The organism is Pseudomonas sp. NPDC087029, from assembly GCF_044745345.1.
Taxonomy (GTDB): domain Bacteria; phylum Pseudomonadota; class Gammaproteobacteria; order Pseudomonadales; family Pseudomonadaceae; genus Aquipseudomonas; species Aquipseudomonas faucium.
The window spans coordinates 178,303-196,715 of the sequence record NZ_JBIVAB010000007.1 but is presented as its reverse complement, the minus strand read 5'-3'; the positions used below and the strand labels follow the sequence as shown (position 1 = coordinate 196,715).

The 18,413-nt window shown below is 64.8% G+C and carries 18 protein-coding genes; 10 read left to right on the top strand and 8 right to left on the bottom strand.

Annotated elements, in window-relative coordinates; genetic code table 11:
* Positions 1-108: 108 nt before the first annotated feature.
* The 3 genes from ACIPG5_RS14440 to ACIPG5_RS14430 all read right to left on the bottom strand — a co-directional run bounded on the left by ACIPG5_RS14440 (position 109) and on the right by ACIPG5_RS14430 (position 4,291).
* The gene (locus tag ACIPG5_RS14440; protein ID WP_401375857.1) at positions 109-1,428 is read right to left on the bottom strand and encodes an aminotransferase class I/II-fold pyridoxal phosphate-dependent enzyme; all 1,320 of its coding nucleotides are present in this window, start codon (positions 1,426-1,428) and stop codon (positions 109-111) included.
* On the bottom strand, positions 1,428-2,780 hold the full coding sequence (locus tag ACIPG5_RS14435) for a hypothetical protein (RefSeq protein ID WP_401375854.1): 1,353 nt from the start codon (positions 2,778-2,780) through the stop codon (positions 1,428-1,430). The genes ACIPG5_RS14440 and ACIPG5_RS14435 overlap by 1 nt, the downstream gene beginning before the upstream one ends.
* 488 nt (positions 2,781-3,268) lie before the next feature.
* Positions 3,269-4,291, bottom strand: coding sequence for a zinc-dependent alcohol dehydrogenase family protein (locus tag ACIPG5_RS14430; protein ID WP_176517866.1), 1,023 nt, complete (start codon positions 4,289-4,291; stop codon positions 3,269-3,271).
* A gap of 206 nt (positions 4,292-4,497) precedes the next feature.
* Between ACIPG5_RS14430 and ACIPG5_RS14425 the strand changes: the two genes are divergently transcribed.
* Positions 4,498-5,412: a LysR family transcriptional regulator gene (locus ACIPG5_RS14425; protein ID WP_236193791.1), complete on the top strand. Its 915-nt coding sequence runs from the start codon at positions 4,498-4,500 to the stop codon at positions 5,410-5,412.
* An 11-nt stretch (positions 5,413-5,423) separates the two neighbouring features.
* On the opposite strand, the gene ACIPG5_RS14420 is transcribed toward ACIPG5_RS14425, so the two are convergent.
* Positions 5,424-5,948, bottom strand: a complete 525-nt coding sequence (locus ACIPG5_RS14420; protein WP_176517867.1) for a hypothetical protein — start codon at positions 5,946-5,948, stop codon at positions 5,424-5,426.
* Between the two features lie 204 nt (positions 5,949-6,152).
* Here ACIPG5_RS14420 and ACIPG5_RS14415 point away from each other — a divergent pair, with 204 nt between their 5' ends.
* The 8 genes from ACIPG5_RS14415 (at position 6,153) to ACIPG5_RS14380 (ending at position 12,373) form a co-directional block, all read left to right on the top strand.
* Complete coding sequence (locus ACIPG5_RS14415; protein ID WP_401375850.1) at positions 6,153-6,566, top strand: low affinity iron permease family protein; 414 nt, start codon at positions 6,153-6,155, stop codon at positions 6,564-6,566.
* 161 nt (positions 6,567-6,727) lie between these two features.
* Complete coding sequence (locus tag ACIPG5_RS14410; protein WP_401375847.1) at positions 6,728-7,267, top strand: type 1 glutamine amidotransferase domain-containing protein; 540 nt, start codon at positions 6,728-6,730, stop codon at positions 7,265-7,267.
* A gap of 83 nt (positions 7,268-7,350) precedes the next feature.
* Positions 7,351-7,518 carry a periplasmic nitrate reductase, NapE protein gene (gene napE, locus ACIPG5_RS14405; protein ID WP_176517870.1) on the top strand — a complete coding sequence of 56 codons (168 nt, stop codon included), beginning with the start codon at positions 7,351-7,353 and terminating at the stop codon, positions 7,516-7,518.
* 11 nt (positions 7,519-7,529) lie between these two features.
* Positions 7,530-7,790 carry a chaperone NapD gene (locus ACIPG5_RS14400; protein ID WP_176517871.1) on the top strand — a complete coding sequence of 87 codons (261 nt, stop codon included), beginning with the start codon at positions 7,530-7,532 and terminating at the stop codon, positions 7,788-7,790.
* Positions 7,787-10,291, top strand: coding sequence for a nitrate reductase catalytic subunit NapA (gene napA / locus ACIPG5_RS14395; RefSeq protein WP_401375843.1), 2,505 nt, complete (start codon positions 7,787-7,789; stop codon positions 10,289-10,291). Before ACIPG5_RS14400 ends, napA begins: the two co-directional genes overlap by 4 nt.
* Before the next feature lie 11 nt (positions 10,292-10,302).
* Positions 10,303-10,788: a nitrate reductase cytochrome c-type subunit gene (locus ACIPG5_RS14390; protein ID WP_236236538.1), complete on the top strand. Its 486-nt coding sequence runs from the start codon at positions 10,303-10,305 to the stop codon at positions 10,786-10,788.
* A 9-nt stretch (positions 10,789-10,797) separates the two neighbouring features.
* Positions 10,798-11,394, top strand: coding sequence for a cytochrome c3 family protein (locus ACIPG5_RS14385; RefSeq protein WP_286912638.1), 597 nt, complete (start codon positions 10,798-10,800; stop codon positions 11,392-11,394).
* A 91-nt stretch (positions 11,395-11,485) separates the two neighbouring features.
* The gene (locus tag ACIPG5_RS14380) at positions 11,486-12,373 is read left to right on the top strand and encodes a GyrI-like domain-containing protein (protein WP_401375840.1); all 888 of its coding nucleotides are present in this window, start codon (positions 11,486-11,488) and stop codon (positions 12,371-12,373) included.
* Here ACIPG5_RS14380 and ACIPG5_RS14375 read toward each other — a convergent pair.
* The 4 genes from ACIPG5_RS14375 to ACIPG5_RS14360 all read right to left on the bottom strand — a co-directional run bounded on the left by ACIPG5_RS14375 (position 12,348) and on the right by ACIPG5_RS14360 (position 16,757).
* Positions 12,348-13,220 carry a response regulator transcription factor gene (locus tag ACIPG5_RS14375; protein ID WP_401375837.1) on the bottom strand — a complete coding sequence of 291 codons (873 nt, stop codon included), beginning with the start codon at positions 13,218-13,220 and terminating at the stop codon, positions 12,348-12,350. The two genes, ACIPG5_RS14380 and ACIPG5_RS14375, sit on opposite strands and share 26 nt — an antisense overlap.
* The gene (locus tag ACIPG5_RS14370; RefSeq protein WP_401375834.1) at positions 13,217-14,635 is read right to left on the bottom strand and encodes an aminotransferase; all 1,419 of its coding nucleotides are present in this window, start codon (positions 14,633-14,635) and stop codon (positions 13,217-13,219) included. Before ACIPG5_RS14370 ends, ACIPG5_RS14375 begins: the two co-directional genes overlap by 4 nt.
* A gap of 36 nt (positions 14,636-14,671) precedes the next feature.
* Positions 14,672-15,775: a polyamine ABC transporter substrate-binding protein gene (locus ACIPG5_RS14365; RefSeq protein ID WP_176517878.1), complete on the bottom strand. Its 1,104-nt coding sequence runs from the start codon at positions 15,773-15,775 to the stop codon at positions 14,672-14,674.
* A 100-nt stretch (positions 15,776-15,875) separates the two neighbouring features.
* Positions 15,876-16,757 carry a LysR substrate-binding domain-containing protein gene (locus ACIPG5_RS14360; protein WP_176517879.1) on the bottom strand — a complete coding sequence of 294 codons (882 nt, stop codon included), beginning with the start codon at positions 16,755-16,757 and terminating at the stop codon, positions 15,876-15,878.
* A gap of 130 nt (positions 16,758-16,887) precedes the next feature.
* Between ACIPG5_RS14360 and ACIPG5_RS14355 the strand changes: the two genes are divergently transcribed.
* Positions 16,888-18,279: an FAD-dependent oxidoreductase gene (locus ACIPG5_RS14355; protein ID WP_401375831.1), complete on the top strand. Its 1,392-nt coding sequence runs from the start codon at positions 16,888-16,890 to the stop codon at positions 18,277-18,279.
* Positions 18,280-18,413 lie beyond the last annotated feature (134 nt).

The window sequence follows — 18,413 nt, the reverse complement described above, 5'->3', positions numbered from 1 at the left end:
GGAATGGACACTGTTTATACATACAGATAACGCGCACTGGCAAGCGCCATGGATCGCATTCCCCCACGGCCGCGCATCGGCCGACGAAAGGTGCCTGCTGGCCCTTCTTCAGCCGCCTGGCATCGCCAGCGCTTCGCCCAACCTGCCCAAGGCCTCGGGCAGCGCACCCAACTGCTCCCCGGTCCAGGTCAGCAACAGGTAGTGCTGGTAGCGCCCCTGCAGGCTGAACTGCGACCCCGCCAGAACCAGCAACGCGGTGCCCGCCATCGCCGACTCCAGGCGCTGCGCCGGCACCGGCTGCAGCATGCGCACCCACACGCCATGGCCGCCTTCCGGCAAGTTGAAGGCCAATTGCCCACCCAGCTGTGTGTGCAATAGCTGGCAAAGCTGCCGCATCCCTTGGCCCAGCGCCACACGCCGGCGGCTGAGGTGCTGGTCGATCTCGCCCTTCCCTAGCATCTGCGCCAGCGCCTGCTGGCGCAGCGGCGGCAACTGGTAGGCACGCCGGGCAAACGCTTCGCCCAGCACCGGGTGACGCCCCAGCACATAAGCGTAAGGCGCCTCGGCACCCACCGTGGCCTCCAGCGAACCCAGCACCAGCAACCAGCGCTGATCGACGCGATCGCGCAGGCGCATGGCAGGTAACGCGGAAAAACAGCGTTCGCTGTCCAGGTCGTTTTCCAGCAGCCACACCGGGTGCCCTGCCAGCATCCGGGCAACCTGCTGCTGATCCTGCACCGAGATCATCTGCCCGCCCGGCAGGCTCAGGCACGACGGCATGATCAGCATGCGCACCGAACCTTGCCCAAGCATCTGCGCAAGGCTTGCCAGGTCCAGGCCGCCCTGGCTGTCCCAGGGCACTTCCAGCACTTGCATGCCAAGGCGCTGCAACACCTGCAGCAGGCGCCAGCAGCAGGGTGACGCCACCACCACCGTGCCGCCCTGCAGCGCCAACGCCGTCAGCAGCGTTTCCAGCACGGCCTGCACGTCGGGGCCCAGGTGCACGTGGTCGGCCTTCCAAGGCGGGTGGGCCGCGCGGTTATAGCGGTGGGCCAAGGCCTCGCGCAGGCGCACGCCTGCGCCGCCCGGCGCTACCGGCAAGGCTTGCGCACGTTGGCGCGCCAGGCGCCGTTCATGGGCGAACAGCGTGCGCTCCAGGCCCGACTGCAGCGGCTCGGTACTGCGCTGCACACGCGCCTGGGTGGTGTTCACGACAAGCTGGGCGAAGTAGCCAGATTTGGCCACCGAACGCACACGGCCCTCATTTTCCAGCAGGCCATACGCGGCCTGCACAGTGGCCAGCGACACCCGCAGGCGCCGGGCCAGGGTGCGCAACGACGGCAGGCGCTGCTCGCCGCCGCGTTGCGCCTGATCGACCAGCGCCTGCAAGTAGCGATATACCTTGTGGTAGGCGAACTCTCGCCCCATCAGCGGGCTGCCTCGCGAGCCAGCCAGCGCAGCTGCACATCACGCCGCGCCAGGCCCGTCAGCAGACCCCGGGTGGCGCTGTGCAGGCGCCCGCCATAGATGGCGCGCAAGTGCCCAAGGGCAAGGCCACTGGTGTTGACCAGCCAGTGCTTGACCGCATCCGGGCAGGTTTTGCCCTGCAGGGCGCGGTGCAGGTAAGGCAAGGCCACCAGCATGTCCGGGTGGCGACAGCGCAAGAAGCGCTCAAGGCCCCGCCCGCGCTCGGCGAACGGGCCATACAGCATGCAGATGAGCTGGGCCTGGTCGAGGCCGTAAGCCTGGGTGAAACGCGCCTGCTGCGGCCCTGGCGGACTGCCCGGCGCCCGCTGCCCGACCAGGCGCAGGGCCTCGCGCCGCGGCGAAGGCGCCAGGCAGCGGGCGTGCAGCTCCTGCAACTGGGTCAGTGCCAGCGGGTCGAGGTAGGCCGCCAGCGGCGTGGCATCGTGGGCGGGCTCGGTACGGTGGCCTATCATGCGGTCGAGTTCGCCTTCGTTCACCAACTGGGGCAACAGGTCGTCGATCGCCAGCAGCCTCAGCGGTGCCTGTTCGGGTTGCTCATGGCCGGGCATTTGCGGCTCACCCACCGGCAGGCTGGCCAGCCCATGCAATTGGCCCAGCCGCTCGGCCAGGGCTGCCAGGCAGGGCTGCTCGATGACCAGGCCGTTGTCCCCCGCCAGCCGCAGGCTCCTGCGCGCCCAGGCCAGGTAGCGGCGCCGCTGGCGCAAGGGCATGGCAGTCACCAGCGCGTCCGCACACGGTTGGCCTTCGCACGCCAGGCCCACCGCCGCCGCCAGTTCCAGGTGCAGCCGGCTGCCCAGCAGCGCCTCGGGCCGCGCGTCGGCCAGGTGGCCGAACAGCAGCAAGGCATCGCGGGCCAGCGGCCAGGGCTCGCCGACCCGGGGCTGGCGGTTGAAGGGTTCGACCATGCCGGTGTTGACCATCTGCAAGTCAACGCGCGGGTCGTCATGCATGAACAGCGCATCGAAATTGCGCTCGTGGTGCTGCAGCAAGGCGCCGCTGGCTGCCGGCAGGCCCACCACCCGCACCTGCAGCTGGAAGGTCACCGGCGCGCGCAGGGCGATGCTCAACTGCGCCGCGCGCAAGATGGCCAGCAGGCGCGTGCTGCGGGTATCGGCGCCCTGCACCACCAGCAACCTGAAGGTGCCGATGTAATCCGGCCCTCCGGCCGCCAACAGCAGGCGCTGGATCAGCAGCTGCAAGGAAGCGCGCTGGGGTTGCGACATGTGGGCCAGCAAGCGTTCCAGAACTTGTTGGTAGATATAGTGCATTGCCTGATCGTGAATATTGCTCACGGCTTACCTCACTGCTTCAGTCATGCACCGCACAGCTAGTGTCTGCACGAACAATTGCGCGGTGAAATTAATCTGGGAAATTTCCTGTTTGAAGTCAGGAAAACTGAAGTAGCTAAACGCTGTCGCCAAGCCATGGAGAAAAAGCACCCCCTTCGCCCACCCACCGCCTGGCGCCCAGAGCCGCCGCGGGGCCTCGCCCTCTCCATCGCACGCTCCTTGCGTAAACTGTCATTGCGCCATTATCAAGTGTTGCCGAATGAATAAAAGATACAGACAGCGGTAAAAAAACCATGCAGGTTCAAGGACAAAACCAACCCACAGAATCTCTTTATCTATAGGCGGCAGACGTTTGAAGGCAATAACATTGCGCAGCAATTTTCACTCGGAATGGATATAGGAAGATTGAACTTTAAATGTAGGAATTTTCTGTTTAACAGGCAGAAAAAACCCGGGACTCAGCCCGGGTCATTTTCAGCATGACAGCGCGTTCAGGGTTGCCCCATGTCCAGCACCACGCGCCCGCCACAAGGGCACTCGTCCATGCAGCGATGCGCCTCGACCACCTGGCTGAACGGAAACACCTTGATGATCTGCGGCGTCAGCAGCTGGTCGGCGGTGAACTGGTTGATGTCGCGCAAGGCCCGCTGCAAGGCCACCTGGTCCTGGCTGATGCCCAGCTCCGGCTTGCCGGTGAAGTTACCGATGCAATGCACGTAGAACTGGATGTTCTTCTGGAACGCCGCACAGGCCGGGAACGGCGTCTGGTTGCCGCCCTGCAGGCCATACAGCACCAGGCTGCCGCGCGGTGCCAGCACATCGCCGAGCAACGACATCTGCGGCCCGCCCATGCCATCGAGCACCATGTCCACGCCACGCCCGTCGGTGTACTTGCCCACCTGCATCAGCAAGTCCTGCTCTTCGGTGACGATCACCTTGTCGGCGCCCAGCCCCAGCAGGTATTCACGCTGCTCGGGCTCCTTGGTGGCGGCGAACACCTTCAGCCCCAGCGCCTTGCCCAGCTGCACGAAGGCAGGCCCGGCGCAGTGGCTGGCATCGGTCACCAGGGCGGTCTGCCCGGCCTTGGCCCGGGCCAGGTCGACGTAGGCGAAGTAGGCGATGAGCAACGGCGTGTAGTGCACGCTGGCCTCGATCGGCGTGAGCACGTCGGGGTAACGGGTGATGGCCGTGCGCGGCAGCACGATCACATCGCCATACACCGGGTGCTCGTTGGCGCTGGCGGCCGGGAAGCTGGCCACCCGATCGCCCACCGCGATATCGTCGACACCCTCGCCGACCGCCGTCACCACGCCCGCCATCTCACTGCCGATCCCGGCTGGCAGGCGGGCCTGGGTCGGTGCCAGGTTCTGCCGCCAGAGCACGTCGTACCAGCTCACGCCGATCGCCTCGACGCGGATCTGCACCTCGCCGACGGCTGGAGACGGTTCGGCCTGCTCCTCGCAACGGAGCACATCGGCAGCGCCGAACTTGTGGAAACGGATCATGCGGGACATCGCATACCTCGCCTTTGTGAATCTCGTATTACCACGGACTTTATCCGGGCTTTAGCCGTTAGACCATCAGTGGCCGTTAATAGTCGACATGCCTGTCATCGATTGGGCACCTGACTTTGCTGTGCATTGGCCCCCGGAAATCGGTGCAGGGTAACAGCCTTTGGCCTTAAGATTCACCCCTGCCCCACTTTAGGCGAAGCACACCGATGAATCGAAACGACCTGCGTCGCGTAGACCTCAACTTGCTGATCGTGTTCGAAACCCTGATGCACGAGCGCAGCGTGACCCGCGCCGCCGAGAAACTGTTCCTCGGCCAGCCGGCGATCAGCGCGGCGCTGTCGCGCCTGCGCAACCTGTTCGACGACCCGCTGTTCGTGCGCACCGGCCGCAGCATGGAGCCTTCGGCGCGCGCCCACGAGATCTTCGCCCTGCTGTCGCCGGCGCTGGACTCGATCTCCACCGCGGTCAGCCGCGCCGCCGAGTTCGACCCGGCCACCAGCAACGCGGTGTTTCGCATCGGCCTGTCGGACGACGCCGAATTCGCCCTGCTGCCGCAACTGCTCAAGCGCATCCGCGCCGAGGCGCCCGGTATCGTCCTGGTGGTGCGCCGGGTCAACTACCTGTTGATGCCGACCTTGCTGGCCTCGGGCGAAATCTCGGTGGGCGTGAGCTACACCAGCGACCTGCCGGCCAACGCCAAGCGCAAGGTGCTGCGCCGTAGCATGCCCAAGCTGCTGCGCGCCGACAGCGTGCCCGGCAGCATCACCCTCGACGACTTCTGCGCCCGCCCCCATGCGCTGGTGTCGTTCGCCGGCGACCTGTCCGGGTTCATCGACGAAGCGCTGGAAGAAATCGGCCGCAAGCGCCATGTGGTGCTGGCGGTGCCGCAGTTCAACGGCCTGGGCAGCCTGCTGGCCGGCACCGATATCGTCGCCACGGTGCCGGACTACACCGCCGATGCGCTGACCGCCGCCGGCGGCCTGCGCGCCGAAGACCTGCCAATCGAGGTGCGCAGCTTCGAGCTGCACATGGCCTGGCGCGGGGCGCAGGACAACGACCCGGCGGAGCGCTGGCTGCGCTCGCGCATCCAGATGTTCTTCGGCGACCCCGACAGCCTGTGACAGGCCCGCCATCACGCCAACTGGATATAAACCGCGTAAATCCCCAGCAAGATCCAGAAGCCGAGAAAGATCCAAGGCGTGCGCAGCGAGAACAGCAGCGATTTGCGGTGCCCTTCCCGTGAAGTCTCAGCCTCGCAGAACAGCGGCGATTCGTCATACGCCAGGCCCATCATCGGCTCGCTGCGCAAAAGGTGGCTCTGCTTGAGCTGCCAGTGCTCGATGATCCGGTAGGCGGCGCGGATGCCCGGCCAGGCATTCAATGAGCTGAGCACGCCGAGCGATGCCAGAAACACCGGCATGAACAAGGTGAACATCTCGCCCCAGCTGGGGTTGAGGTTGTTCATCGATGCCACGAAGGCAATGACCAGGAACGACTGAGCGGCCAGGTAGGCGTCGGTGCGGTTGGCCAGGATCGTGGTTTCGTACTGGATTTCGCGCCGGTAGAAATCCAGGCGCTCCTTGGGCGTGCCGAACATCCGCGCACTTTTCTGCTCGATCTCATGTTCAGGTGTGGCGGGCGTGATGATGCGAGGCACTCGGACACTCCAGGAAGTCGTTGGGCGTCGCCTGACCTGCGGATCTGGCCTGCACGCCGCCATTCCCTACAGTGATGCCAGGCCGGGCTGCTAAGTTCAGGCCAAATTGCTGGCTGGGCAGGATTTCCATCGGCGGGGTAAATGTAAAAAAAAATTTCAACGCTCCGCCGTGGTCAGAATTTCAGACCGAGTTGGAGATTGACCATGAAATTTGCCCAGTTCTGCCAATGGCTTGCCAACAATGCCGGCAAGCCCAGTACGTTTCTGATTGCCGTCATCCTGATCGCCATGTGGGCAGCTTCCGGCCCGTGGTTCCATTACAACGATACCTGGCAGCTGATCATCAACACCTCCACGACCATCATCACCTTCCTGATGGTCTTCTTGATCCAGAACACGCAGAACAGGGACAACGACATCATTCATGTGAAGCTGGACGAGCTGATCCGCGCCACGAAATCGGCAGAGCGCTCGGTGCTGGACCTGGAAGCCCTGGACAACAAGGACATCCGCAAACTGCGCAAGGAGTACCGCGCCATGGGCAGCGCCTGCGCGCCCTGCCCGCGGCCAGTGGCAGAGCCGTCGGCGGATGGCATGCGCGATAACCTGCAGCGCTAGCCAGCCGCTGCTCACGTGCAACGTTGTAGAAGCGCTGCTTGCCCCGCGAACACCGGCAAAGCCGGTGCCATGCACCGCACTGCCCGCTCACGCACCGCGCCGGAACTTTGCCGCCTTGTCGCCGCCCCCTATTGCAGGCCCATCAAAAAGGAGACACCCCCATGAGTGCACAACTGAACGGCAAGCGCGTGGCCATTCTGGTTACCGACGGCTTCGAACAGGTCGAGCTCACCGGCCCCCGTGACGCCTTGAAGCAGAGCGGCGCGGTGGTCGATATCCTCAGTGACAAGGCAGGCTCGGTACGCGGCTGGCATCACGACAAGCCCGCCGACGCGTTCGCCGTGGACGCAACCTTCGACGACGCCCAGCGTGACCTCTATGACGCCCTCGTGCTGCCCGGCGGCGTACAGAATTCCGACACCATTCGCCTGATTACCGGGGCGCAGCAATTGGTGAAATCCCACGATGCGGCCGGCAAGCCGCTGGCGGTCATCTGCCACGGCGCATGGTTGCTGGTGTCGAGCGGCCTGGCCAAGGGCAAGCGCATGACCAGCTACAAGACCCTGCAGGACGATATCCGCAACGCCGGTGGCAACTGGGTGGATGAGAAGGTGGTGGTGGATGGCAACCTGATCACCAGCCGCCAGCCAGACGACATTCCGGCCTTCAACGAGCAACTCCTCAAGGCCCTGGCGGGCTGAGGTCCAGTTAACCACTGGTCGTCGCGAAAACACCCGCCAACGGTGTGATCTAGTCTTCAGGCATCCTGCCTGGAGGCTGATCCATGCCACCTGACCCTGCGCAAAAAAGCCAGCGCGGCAAGGAAACCCGCCTGTTCCTGTTCCTTGTCGCCTGCCTCTTCCCCTTGCTGTCGGTAGTCATCGTCGGCGGCTACGGGTTCATCGTCTGGTTCTCGCAACTGCTGCTCGGCCCACCCGGGCCGCCCAACTGATGGCCAAGCCCATGGATGAGCCCGTGCACATCGCCAGCCTGCTGGTGCACGCCCGCCCCGAGCTGTTTGCCGCGGTCAAGGCCAACCTGCGCCTGCTGCCAGGCCTGGAGCTGCACCAGGAAAGCCCCCTGGGCAAGCTGGTGGTGGTGCTCGAGGCCGCGCACGAAAGCCAGATTCTTCGCTGCATCGAACAGATCGGCAGCATGCCCGGTGTACTCAATGCCGCGCTGGTCTACCACGAACTGCTCGACCCCGCAGGAGGCCTGGAATGAGCCTGACTCGCCGACAATTCGCCAAGCTGCACGCCGCCGCCATCGCCGCGACCGCCGCCGGCCTGCCGGTCTTCAGCAGCGCCAGCAACCTGGTGACCGAAGCCGACCTGGTCACCCTGGACTGGAACAAGGCGCCCTGCCGCTTCTGCGGTACCGGGTGCAGCGTGATGGTGGCCACCCGCGACAACCGCGTGGTCGCCACCCACGGCGACATCAAGGCCGAGGTCAACCGCGGCCTCAACTGCGTCAAGGGCTACTTCCTGTCCAAGATCATGTACGGCGTCGACCGCCTGACCCAGCCGCTGCTGCGCATGCGCAACGGCCAGTACGACAAGCAGGGCGAGTTCCAGCCGATCAGCTGGGACCAGGCCTTCGACATCATGGCGCAGAAGTACAAGCAAGCCTTGAAAAGCAAAGGCCCCGAGGCCATCGGCATGTTCGGCTCGGGGCAATGGACGGTGTGGGAAGGCTACGCCGCCAACAAACTGATGAAGGCCGGCTTTCGCAGCAACAACATCGACCCCAACGCCCGCCACTGCATGGCATCGGCGGTGATGGGCTTCATGCGCACCTTCGGCGCCGACGAGCCGATGGGCTGCTACGACGACATCGAAGCCACCGATGCCTTCGTGCTCTGGGGCTCGAACATGGCCGAGATGCACCCGATCCTCTGGACCCGGGTCACCGACCGGCGCCTGAGCCAGCCCCAGGTCAAGGTGGCGGTGCTGTCGACCTTCGAGCACCGCAGCTTCGAGCTGGCCGACATCCCCATGGTGTTCAAGCCGCAGACCGACCTTCTGATCCTCAACTACATCGCCAACCACATCATCGAAAGCGGCGCGGTCAACCAGGATTTCGTCACCAGGCACACCCGCTTCGCCCAGGGCGCCGACGACATCGGCTACGGCCTGCGCCCCGACAACCCCCTGGAAACCCGCGCCAGGAATGCCGACAAGGCCAACACCTGGAGCGATATCTCCTTCGAGCAGTTCGCAGCGTTCGTCAAACCCTACACCCTGGAGCGTACCGCCAGGGAGTCCGGGGTGCCGGCCGAGCGGCTCAAGGCCCTGGCCGAGCTGTATGCCGACCCCAAGCGCAAGGTCGTGTCGTTCTGGACCATGGGTTTCAACCAGCACACCCGTGGGGTGTGGGCCAACAACCTGATCTACAACATCCACCTGCTCACCGGCAAGATCAGCCAGCCCGGCAACAGCCCGTTCTCGCTGACCGGGCAACCTTCGGCCTGCGGGACCGCCCGTGAAGTGGGGACCTTCTCGCACCGCCTGCCAGCCGACCTGGTGGTCACCAACCCCAAGCACCGGGCCACCGCCGAGCAGATCTGGAAGCTGCCGGCCGGCACCATTCAGGAGAAAGTCGGCTTCCATGCCGTACAGCAGAGCCGCATGCTCAAGGACGGCGTGCTCAACGTGTACTGGACCCAGGCCAGCAACAACATGCACGCCGGCCCCAACGTCATGCAGGAGGTGCTGCCGGGCTGGCGCAAACCCGAGAACTTCGTGATCGTTTCCGATGTGTACCCCACCGTTTCCGCCCAGGCCGCCGACCTCATCCTGCCAAGCGCCATGTGGGTGGAAAAGGAAGGCGCCTACGGCAATGCCGAGCGCCGCACCCAGTTCTGGCATCAGCTGGTGACTGCGCCGGGGGATGCCAAGTCGGACTTGTGGCAGTTGCTGGAATTCTCCAAACGCTTCACCACTGACGAAGTCTGGCCTGCCGAGCTGTTGGCCAAGGCGCCCGAGTATCAGGGCAAGACGCTGTACGAGGTGCTGTTCAGGAACGGCCAGGTCGACCAGTTCCCCGTCGAGCAGATGCAAGCGGGTTACAAGAATGACGAAGCCCAGGCCTTTGGCTACTACGTGCAGAAGGGCCTGTTCGAGGAATACGCCCGCTTTGGCCGTGGCCACGGCCACGACCTCGCCGATTTCGACCTGTACCACCAGGAGCGCGGCCTGCGCTGGCCGGTGGTCGACGGCAAGGAAACCCGCTGGCGCTACCGCGAAGGGCTCGACCCCTATGTGGAAAAAGGCAGCGAGGTGCAGTTCTACGGCTACCCCGACAAGAAGGCGATCATCTTCGCCCTGCCCTACGAGCCGCCCGCCGAAGCCCCGGATGCCGACTACCCGTTCTGGCTGAGCACCGGCCGGGTGCTGGAGCACTGGCACACCGGCAGCATGACCCAGCGCGTCGAAGAGCTGTACAAGGCCGTGCCCGACGCCCTGGTGTACATGCACCCCGAGGATGCCAAGGCGCTGCAGGCGCGCCGTGGCAGTGAAGTGAAGCTGGTCAGCCGGCGCGGTGAAATCCGTGCGCGCATCGAAACCCGGGGGCGCAACAAGCCGCCGCGGGGCCTGGTGTTCGTGCCTTTTTTCGACGCCAACAAGCTGATCAACAAAGTCACCCTCGACGCCACCGACCCGATCTCCAAGCAGACCGACTACAAGAAATGCGCGATCCGCATCGAGTTGATCAGCCTGGCCTGAGGAGGCCCGCCATGCCTTTTCGAATGCTGCCCCTGTTGCTGCTGGCCACCCTCGGCCTGGCGCTGGCCGCCGAGGTCGACTACCCCCTCGATGCGCCGGGGCCCGACGGCCGCCGGCCAGGCGGCACGCTGACCCAGAGCATGCCCGCCGCGCCCATCGCCAACGACGACAACCGCGACCTCAAGCGCGAACGCAACTACCCCGACCAGCCGCCGACCATCCCCCACGCCATCCGCGGATACCAGATCGACATCAACGGCAACAAGTGCCTGAGCTGCCACAGCCGCGCCAACAGCGCCAAGAGCCAGGCCACGGCGATCAGCATCACCCACTACATGGACCGCGACGGCCAGGCCCTGGCCGCGGTGTCGCCACGGCGCTACTTCTGCAACCAGTGCCATGTGGTGCAAAAGGACGTGCAGCCGCTGGTGGGCAACAGCTTCGAGACTATCGACCAGCTGCTGCAAGACGACGCCAACGCCGCGAAAAAACCCTGAGGAGGCGCCATGAAAGCACTGCTCGCCCTGCTCAAGGACTACTGGGGCGTCCTGCGTCGCCCCAGCGTGTACTACAGCCTGGGCTTTCTGACGCTGGGCGGGTTCATTGCCGGGATCATCTTCTGGGGCGGCTTCAACACCGCGCTGGAGCTGACCAACACCGAGAAGTTCTGCACCTCGTGCCACGAGATGCGCGACAACGTGTTCGTCGAGCTGCAGGACACCATCCACTACACCAACCGCTCCGGTGTGCGCGCCAGTTGCCCCGACTGCCACGTGCCGCATGAGTGGACGCACAAGATCGCGCGCAAGATGCAGGCGTCCAAGGAGGTCTGGGGCAAGCTGTTCGGCACCATCGACACCCGCGAGAAATTCCTCGACCACCGCCGCGAGCTGGCCGAACACGAATGGGCCCGGCTCAAGGCCAACGACTCGCGCGAGTGCCGCAACTGCCACAACTTCCAGTTCATGGACTTCACCCGCCAGAGCAAGCGCGCCGCCGCCATGCACTCGACCTCGCTGGCCAGCGGCGAAGCCACCTGCATCGATTGCCACAAGGGCATCGCGCACAAGCTGCCGGACATGAGTGGGGTGAAGGGTTGGTGATTTAAGAATACATTCGAGCAAACACGGCTAGGCGCCCTGGCTGCCCCAAAAGAGATGCTACCGCTCACCGCACCCCAGGAGGTTCCCCTCGGTGACTGACCTACCCAGCCGTCACGCCTACGCAAAACGTTTCGAAGCCGTGCTTGCCCACATCGACAGCCACCTCGACGCTGACCTGTCGGTAAACACCTTGAGCCGGATCGCCCACTTCTCGGCGTTCCATTTTCATCGGCAGTTCTCGGCCTACGTGGGCGTTCCGGTTTCCCAGTACGTGCAGTTGATGAGGCTTCGACGTGCAGCGCACCGGCTGGTCGCCGAGCCGGCAACGGCTGTGCTCGACGTGGCACTCGATGCCGGCTTCGAGAGCCCCGAGGCGTTTTCCAGGGCGTTCAAGCGTGCCTTCGCCATGGCGCCGAGCATGTTCGCCAAGGCCCCGAACTGGCAGGCCTGGAGTGCGGTATTCGTTGTCCCCCACTTTTCCAGGAGTATCACCATGCAGATTCGTATCGTTGAGTTCCCCGAAACCCACCTGGCTGCACTCGAACACCACGGCGCGCCCGGCCTGCTGGGTGAAAGCGTCGAGCGCTTTCGCCAATGGCGCATGCAAAGCGGCCAGTCGCCGGTGGCCAGCAGCCGCACGTTCGGCATCCCCTATGGCAACCCCGACACCACGCCCAGCGAGGATTTTCGCTTCGCCATTTGCGGCGAGCTGGAAGAAGCGCTGCGGCCCAATGCGTTCGGCGTGCAGGAAAAGATCATCCCGGCCGGGCGCTGCGCGGTGGTGCGCCATGTGGGCTCGCCTGACTACATCGGCGAATCCATCTACCCGCTCTACCGTGACTGGCTGCCTTCGAGCGGCGAGGAGCTGCGCGACCATCCGCTGTTCTTCCACTACCTGAGCGTGCACCCCGAGACGCCGCTGGATCAGTGGCAGACGGATATCTACGTGCCGCTCAAACCCGCCGCAGCCAACCAATGAACTGGGCAAACAACTCCGACTGCGAGTTGATCTCAAGCTTCAGGTAGAGGTTCTTGCGGTGCATGCGCACGGTCTCCGGCGAAATCCCCAGCTCATGGGCCGTGGATTTCACCGAGTGCCCCTGCAGCACCATCTGCGCCACTTCCCGCTCGCGCTGGGTCAGCACCCCGCAGCCAAAGCTGTCGAAGGCCGCCTGCACGCTGCCCTTGGCTTGCGGCGCCTGTACCAGGCCGTGCTTGGCAAAGCGCGTGAGCAGCTCGCGGACCATCGGCTCCACGGCCTGCAGCAGGTGCAGCTGCTCGATGCCCAGGCGCGCCCCGCTGCAGCCCTGGAACAGGCTCAGGGAAATCTTGCTGTCGTTGCCCAGGTCGACGATGAAGTAGCTGTCCTCGCTGCACCCGGTGCCCAAGTAGTAGGACTTGTAGTACTCGCTGTCGAAGAAGTCGTCCGGGGCGATGTCTTCCAGGTGATAGAAACCCTGCGCCAGGCCCTTTTCCACCGCCAGGCAGAACGGGTCGAGCAGGTAGCCCGCGGCGAAATAGCGCTCCAGCACCGCCTCGTGGTAGCGGTCCGGGATGCCCTGCTGGTACAGCAGCTGCGGCGGTTGGCCCTTGCGTTCGAGGCTGATCAGCATCGACTCGGCGCCCACCAGCTGGCTGATCGCCGCTGCCAGCCAGGCCAGCGCGTCGGCGCCCTCGCTGTGGGCGAAGGCCTGTTGCAGGGCGCTGTGCCATTGCTGCAGGGCATGAAACGGCAGGTTTATTGTGGTGTTTTCGTGTGCTCGGCTCATGCCCCGCAGTCTACCGGCCGGGGCATGCGCGCGCACCTTTGCGTGCAGGTGGGTCATTGGCCGTGGTACAGGCCCTGCTCGGTCAGCTCGCGGGCGGCATCGAGGATGCAGCTGCGCAGGGTGTCGACGATCTGGTCGACCTGGGCATGGGTGATGATCAGCGGCGGCGACATCACGTTCAGGTGCATGATCGGCCGCACCAGCAAGCCCTTGGCCTGGGCCCGCAGGTGGATGCGCTCGCCGATGTTCACCTCGTCGGCGAACAGCGCCTTGGTCTTCTTGTCGGCCACGAACTCGACGCAGGCCATCAGCTTCATGCAGCGCACCTCGCCCACCAGCGGCAGGCTTGCCAGCGTCTGCAGGCGCTGCTCCAGGTAGCTGCCGACATCGTTGACATGGGCCAGCAGGTTTTCCCGCTCGATGATCTCGATGTTCTTCAGCGCCGCCACGCAGCACACCGGGTGGCCGCTGTAGGTGAAGCCGTGGGTGAAGCAGCGGCCCTTGCCGGGTTCGGCGATCACCTTCCAGATACCCTCGGAGAAGATGCACGCCCCCAGCGGCAGGTAGGCCGAGGTCAGGCCCTTGGCGGTGGTGATGATGTCGGGGGTGACGCCGAACAGCGCCTCGGAGGCGAAGAAGGTGCCCAGGCGGCCGAACGAGGTCACCACCTCGTCGGCGACGAAGAGGATGTCGTAGGTCTGGCACACCTGCCACATGCGCTGGAAGTAGCCCTTGGGCGGGATGATCACCCCGCCCGAACCCATGATCGGCTCGGCGAAGAAGGCGGCGACGTTGTCTGCGCCCAGGGAAAGGATCTTGTCCTCGAACTCGGCCACCAGGAAGTCGAGGAACTCGGCCTCGTCCATGTCCTCGCCGGCCCGGTAGAAGTTGGGGTTGGAGACGTGGTGGATCAGCTCGTGGGCGTAGTCGAACTCCGGCACCCGGTCGGCGGCCTTGTTGCCGATCGACATGGTCAGGCAGGTGGAGCCGTGGTAGGCGTTGTAGCGGGCGATCACGTGCTTCTTGTGCGGCTTGCCGCGGCAGTTCTGGTAGTACTGGATCAGCCGGTAGGCGGTGTCCACGGCGGTGGAGCCGCCGGTGGTGAGGAACACGTGGTTGAGGTCACCCGGCGCCAGGCTTGCGAGCTTTTCGCAGAGCTCGATGGCCTTGGGGTTGGCCATGTCGGAGAACGGGTTGGAATAGGCCAGCTGGCGCACCTGGTCGGCGATGGCCAGGGCCATTTCCTCGCGGCCCAGGCCGATGTTGGTGCACCACATGCCGCCCACGGCATCGAGGAAGCGGTTGCCGTCGGTGTCGTAGATGTAGGCGCCTTCGCCGGCTTCGATGTTCAGTGCGCCTTGCTCGGCGTGCTCGTCGAACATGTGGTAGCCGTGCATGTAGTGGGCCTTGTCGGCCTCGACCAGCAGCGCGTTGAGGGGGGCGGCGGCCAGTTTGCGAGTCGGGGTAGCCATGAGCGGTTCCTTGTCGGATCGGTACGGTAGAAGGTGTCAGATGCCGGTCTTGACCGTGCTCCAGACCCGGGTGATGGCGCGCATGGCCTGCGGGTCCTGGGATTTCTGGGTGAACAGGCGTTCGCGGGTCTGGTCGTCCGGGTAGATCGCCGGGTCGTTGCGGATGTCGGCCTGCACCAGGGGCGTGGCGGCGGCGTTGCTGTTGGCGTAGTGGATGTAGTTGGTCACATCGGCCATGGTCCGGGGCTGCAGCAGGTATTCGATGAAGCGGTGGGCGTTGGCCACGTGCGGGGCGTCGTTGGGCAGGTAGAGGCTGTCGAACCAGATCAGCGAGCCTTCCTTGGGAATGAAGAACGCCAGGTTGATGTCCTTTTTCGCCTCCACCGCGCGGGCCTGGGCGGTGGCGTAGTCCCCGGACCAGGTCAGGGCCATGCACACGTCGCCGTTGGGCAGGCTGGTGAGGTAGTTCACCGAGTCGAACTTCTTGATGTAGGGGCGCACGCCCATGAGCACGTCCTGGGCGGCCTTGAGGTCGGCAGGCTTGGCGCTCTGCGGGTCCTTGCCAAGGTACTTGAGGGCCAGCGGGATGACTTCGCTGGGGGCGTCCATGATGGTCACGCCGCAGTCGGCGAAGCGCGAGACGATCTTCGGGTCGAACAGCATCGCCAGCGAGCCGATGGGCGCATCGGGCATGCGCTGCTTGATCTTGTCGACGTTGTAGGTGATGCCGGAGCTGCCCCAGGTGTACGGCGCCGAGTACACCATGCCGGGGTCGAAGGCCTGCATGTGCTGCACCACCTGCGGGTCGAGGTTGGCCCAGCTGGGCAGCTTGGACTTGTCCAGCGGCTGGAACACCTTGGCCTTGATCAGCGGCGGCACCAGGGAGGCGTTGAGCATCACCAGGTCGTAGCCGGAGCGGCCGGTGAGCAGTTTGGTCTGCACCGTCTCGTAGCCGTCGAAGGTGTCGTAGATCACCTTGATGCCGGTCTGCTTTTCGAAATCGGCGAGGGTGTTTTCGCCGATGTAGTCAGTCCAGTTGTACAACCTGAGCGTGTTGCTGGTGTCTGCCTCGCCGGCCAGGGCGGCCGTGGCGGTACAACACATCAACCAGCTGGAAATCACCTTCAATGCCTTGCGCATAGCAACTCCATCGTGTGATCAGGATCGGCTCGGGCGAGCTGATGGAGCCACTATCCGGTGGAATCTGCCAGGGGGCCATAACCCGAATGGGTGGGGTCGCTCAGCGATCGCCTTGCAGCGTCTGGCGCACCACGTCGAAGAAGGTGGCCAGGATGCGCCGCGAGCTCTGCGCGCGCAGGCACACCAGAGTTTCGCTGAAGCGGTGCTGGCTGTCGGTGATCGGCAGGCCGCGGATGCGCGAGTCCGACCCCAGCTCGGCCGCCGACACCACGCCTACCCCCATGCCGATCGCCACCGCCTCGCGCGCCGCCTCACGCCCCTCGACCTCGATGGCCTTGCGCATGGGCAAGCCGGCCGCCGCCATTTCCTCCTGCACCGCCAGCCGGGTCACCGAGCCCTGCTCGCGCAGCACCAGCGGCACCGTGGCCAGGTCGGCCAGGCTGACCGACGCGCGCTGCGCCCAGGGGTGGTCATGGGCGACGAACGCCAGCATCGGGTCACTGCGAAGGGGCAGGCACATCAGCCGCTCGTCTTCGATGTTGCGGCCCAGCAGCGCGATGTCGGTCTTGTAGCCGAACAGGCGTTCCAGCACCTCATCGGTGTTGCCGGTTTCGACCTTCACATCGACCCCGGGGTAGCGTGCGCAGAAGCGCGCCACATAGGGCAGCACATGCACCGGCGCGTCCACGGCCAGGTTCAGCGCGCCGGTCGAGAGCGTGCGGTAGTCCATCAGCATGTCATGGGCATCGACGCTGATGTCGAACAGGCGCTGGGTCATGCCGAACAGGCGCTCGCCCACCTCGGTGAGGCGCACCTGGCGCTTTTCGCGAAGAAACAGCAGCACCCCGTAGCAGTCCTCGAGCTTGCGTACCTGGTCGGACACCGACGGTTGAGACAGGCACAGCTGCTCTGCCGCGCGGGTAAAGCTCGCGTGCAGGGCCACCGCATGAAAAGCCTTGAGCTGGGTGTGTGAAATCGCCATGGGTTTCCCTCCATAGGGCTGGCCTATGCGTGCATACGTTTAATCGATTTTATTTATGCACAGTGCACTGCGAGGATGCTTTTCGCAAGGCACCACCCTGCATGGCGCCCCCTTTTTTCGGAGACACCCGATGCGACCTTTCTGGCTCGAACAAGCGCTGAAAACCCAGCAAGATGCCCCCTGCCCGCCCCTTGAGCAGCACATCCAGGCCGATGTCTGCATCGTCGGCGGCGGCTATACCGGCTTGTGGACCGCCATCATGCTCAAGGAGCAGAACCCCGCACTCGAAGTGGTGATCGTCGAAGCCGACATCTGCGGCGCGGGGGCCAGTGGGCGCAATGGCGGCTGTGCGCTGTCCTGGTCGGCGAAGTTCTTCACCCTGGAGCGCCTGTTCGGGCTGGAAGAGGCCGTGCGCCTGGTCAAGGCGTCGGAACAGAGCATCTACGCGATCGGCGACTTCTGCAAAAAATACGCGGTGGATGCCGATTACCGCCTCGACGGCACGCTGTACACCTCCACCAGCCAGGCGCAGGTCGGCTCGACGGATGCGGTGGTCGCCGCGCTGCAGCGCCATGGCATCAACACCTTCGCCAAGCGCCCGCTGGCCGAGGTGCAGCGCATGGCAGGCTCGGCCCAGCACCTGGAGGGCTGGTACTCGCCCGCTGCGGCCAGCGTACAGCCGGGCAAGCTGGTACGCGGCCTGCGCCGCGTTGCCCTGGGGCTGGGCGTGCGGATTCACGAGGGCACGCCGATGGTCAGCCTGGATGAAGGGTTGCCGGCCACGGTCACCACCCCCCGTGGCAAGGTCACCTGCAAAAACGTGGTGCTGGCGATCAATGCCTGGATGGCCCGGGCGTTCCCGCAGTTCCAGCGTTCGGTGGCAATCGTCTCCAGCGACATGATCATCACCGAACCGCGCCCCGACCTGCTCGAGCGCATCGGCCTGACCAGCGGGGTGACCGTGCTCGACTCGCGCATCTTCGTGCACTACTACCACAACACCCCCGACGGGCGAATCATGCTGGGCAAAGGCGGCAACACCTTCGCCTTCGGCGGGCGCATGCTGCCGGTGTTCGACCAGCCGTCGCCGTATGCGGGCCTGCTGCGCGACTCGCTGGAAAAGTTCTTCCCCGCCTTCACCGGCGTCGACATCGCAGCGACCTGGAACGGCCCTTCGGATCGCTCGGTCACAGGCTTGCCGTTCTTCGGCCGCTTGGGCGCCAAGCGCAACATCTTCTATGGCTTCGGCTATTCCGGCAGTGGTGTGGGCCCCTGCCACATGGGCGGGCAGATCCTCTCATCGCTGGTGCTGGGGCTGGACAACGCCTGGACGCGCTCGCCGTTGCTCAACGGCCCTCTGGGCTATTTCCCACCCGAGCCGATCCGCTACCTGGGTTCGTTGATGGTGCGCAATGCCATACGCCGCAAGGAGCACGCCGAGGACCACGACCGCCGCCCGCGCCGGCTGGATGTGCGCCTGGCCAAGTTCGCCGCCGCCGCTGGCAAGGCGGACAAGGCCTGAATCAACGCCTGCAAGGCCAGTAATAAGCTCAGCTTATTTGTGAAATGTGATAAATCGATTTTCTTTATTTCAACGCCAATGTTCTGATCACGCCATGCATCACTCCTTACAAAAACAACATGCCGGAGAAGATC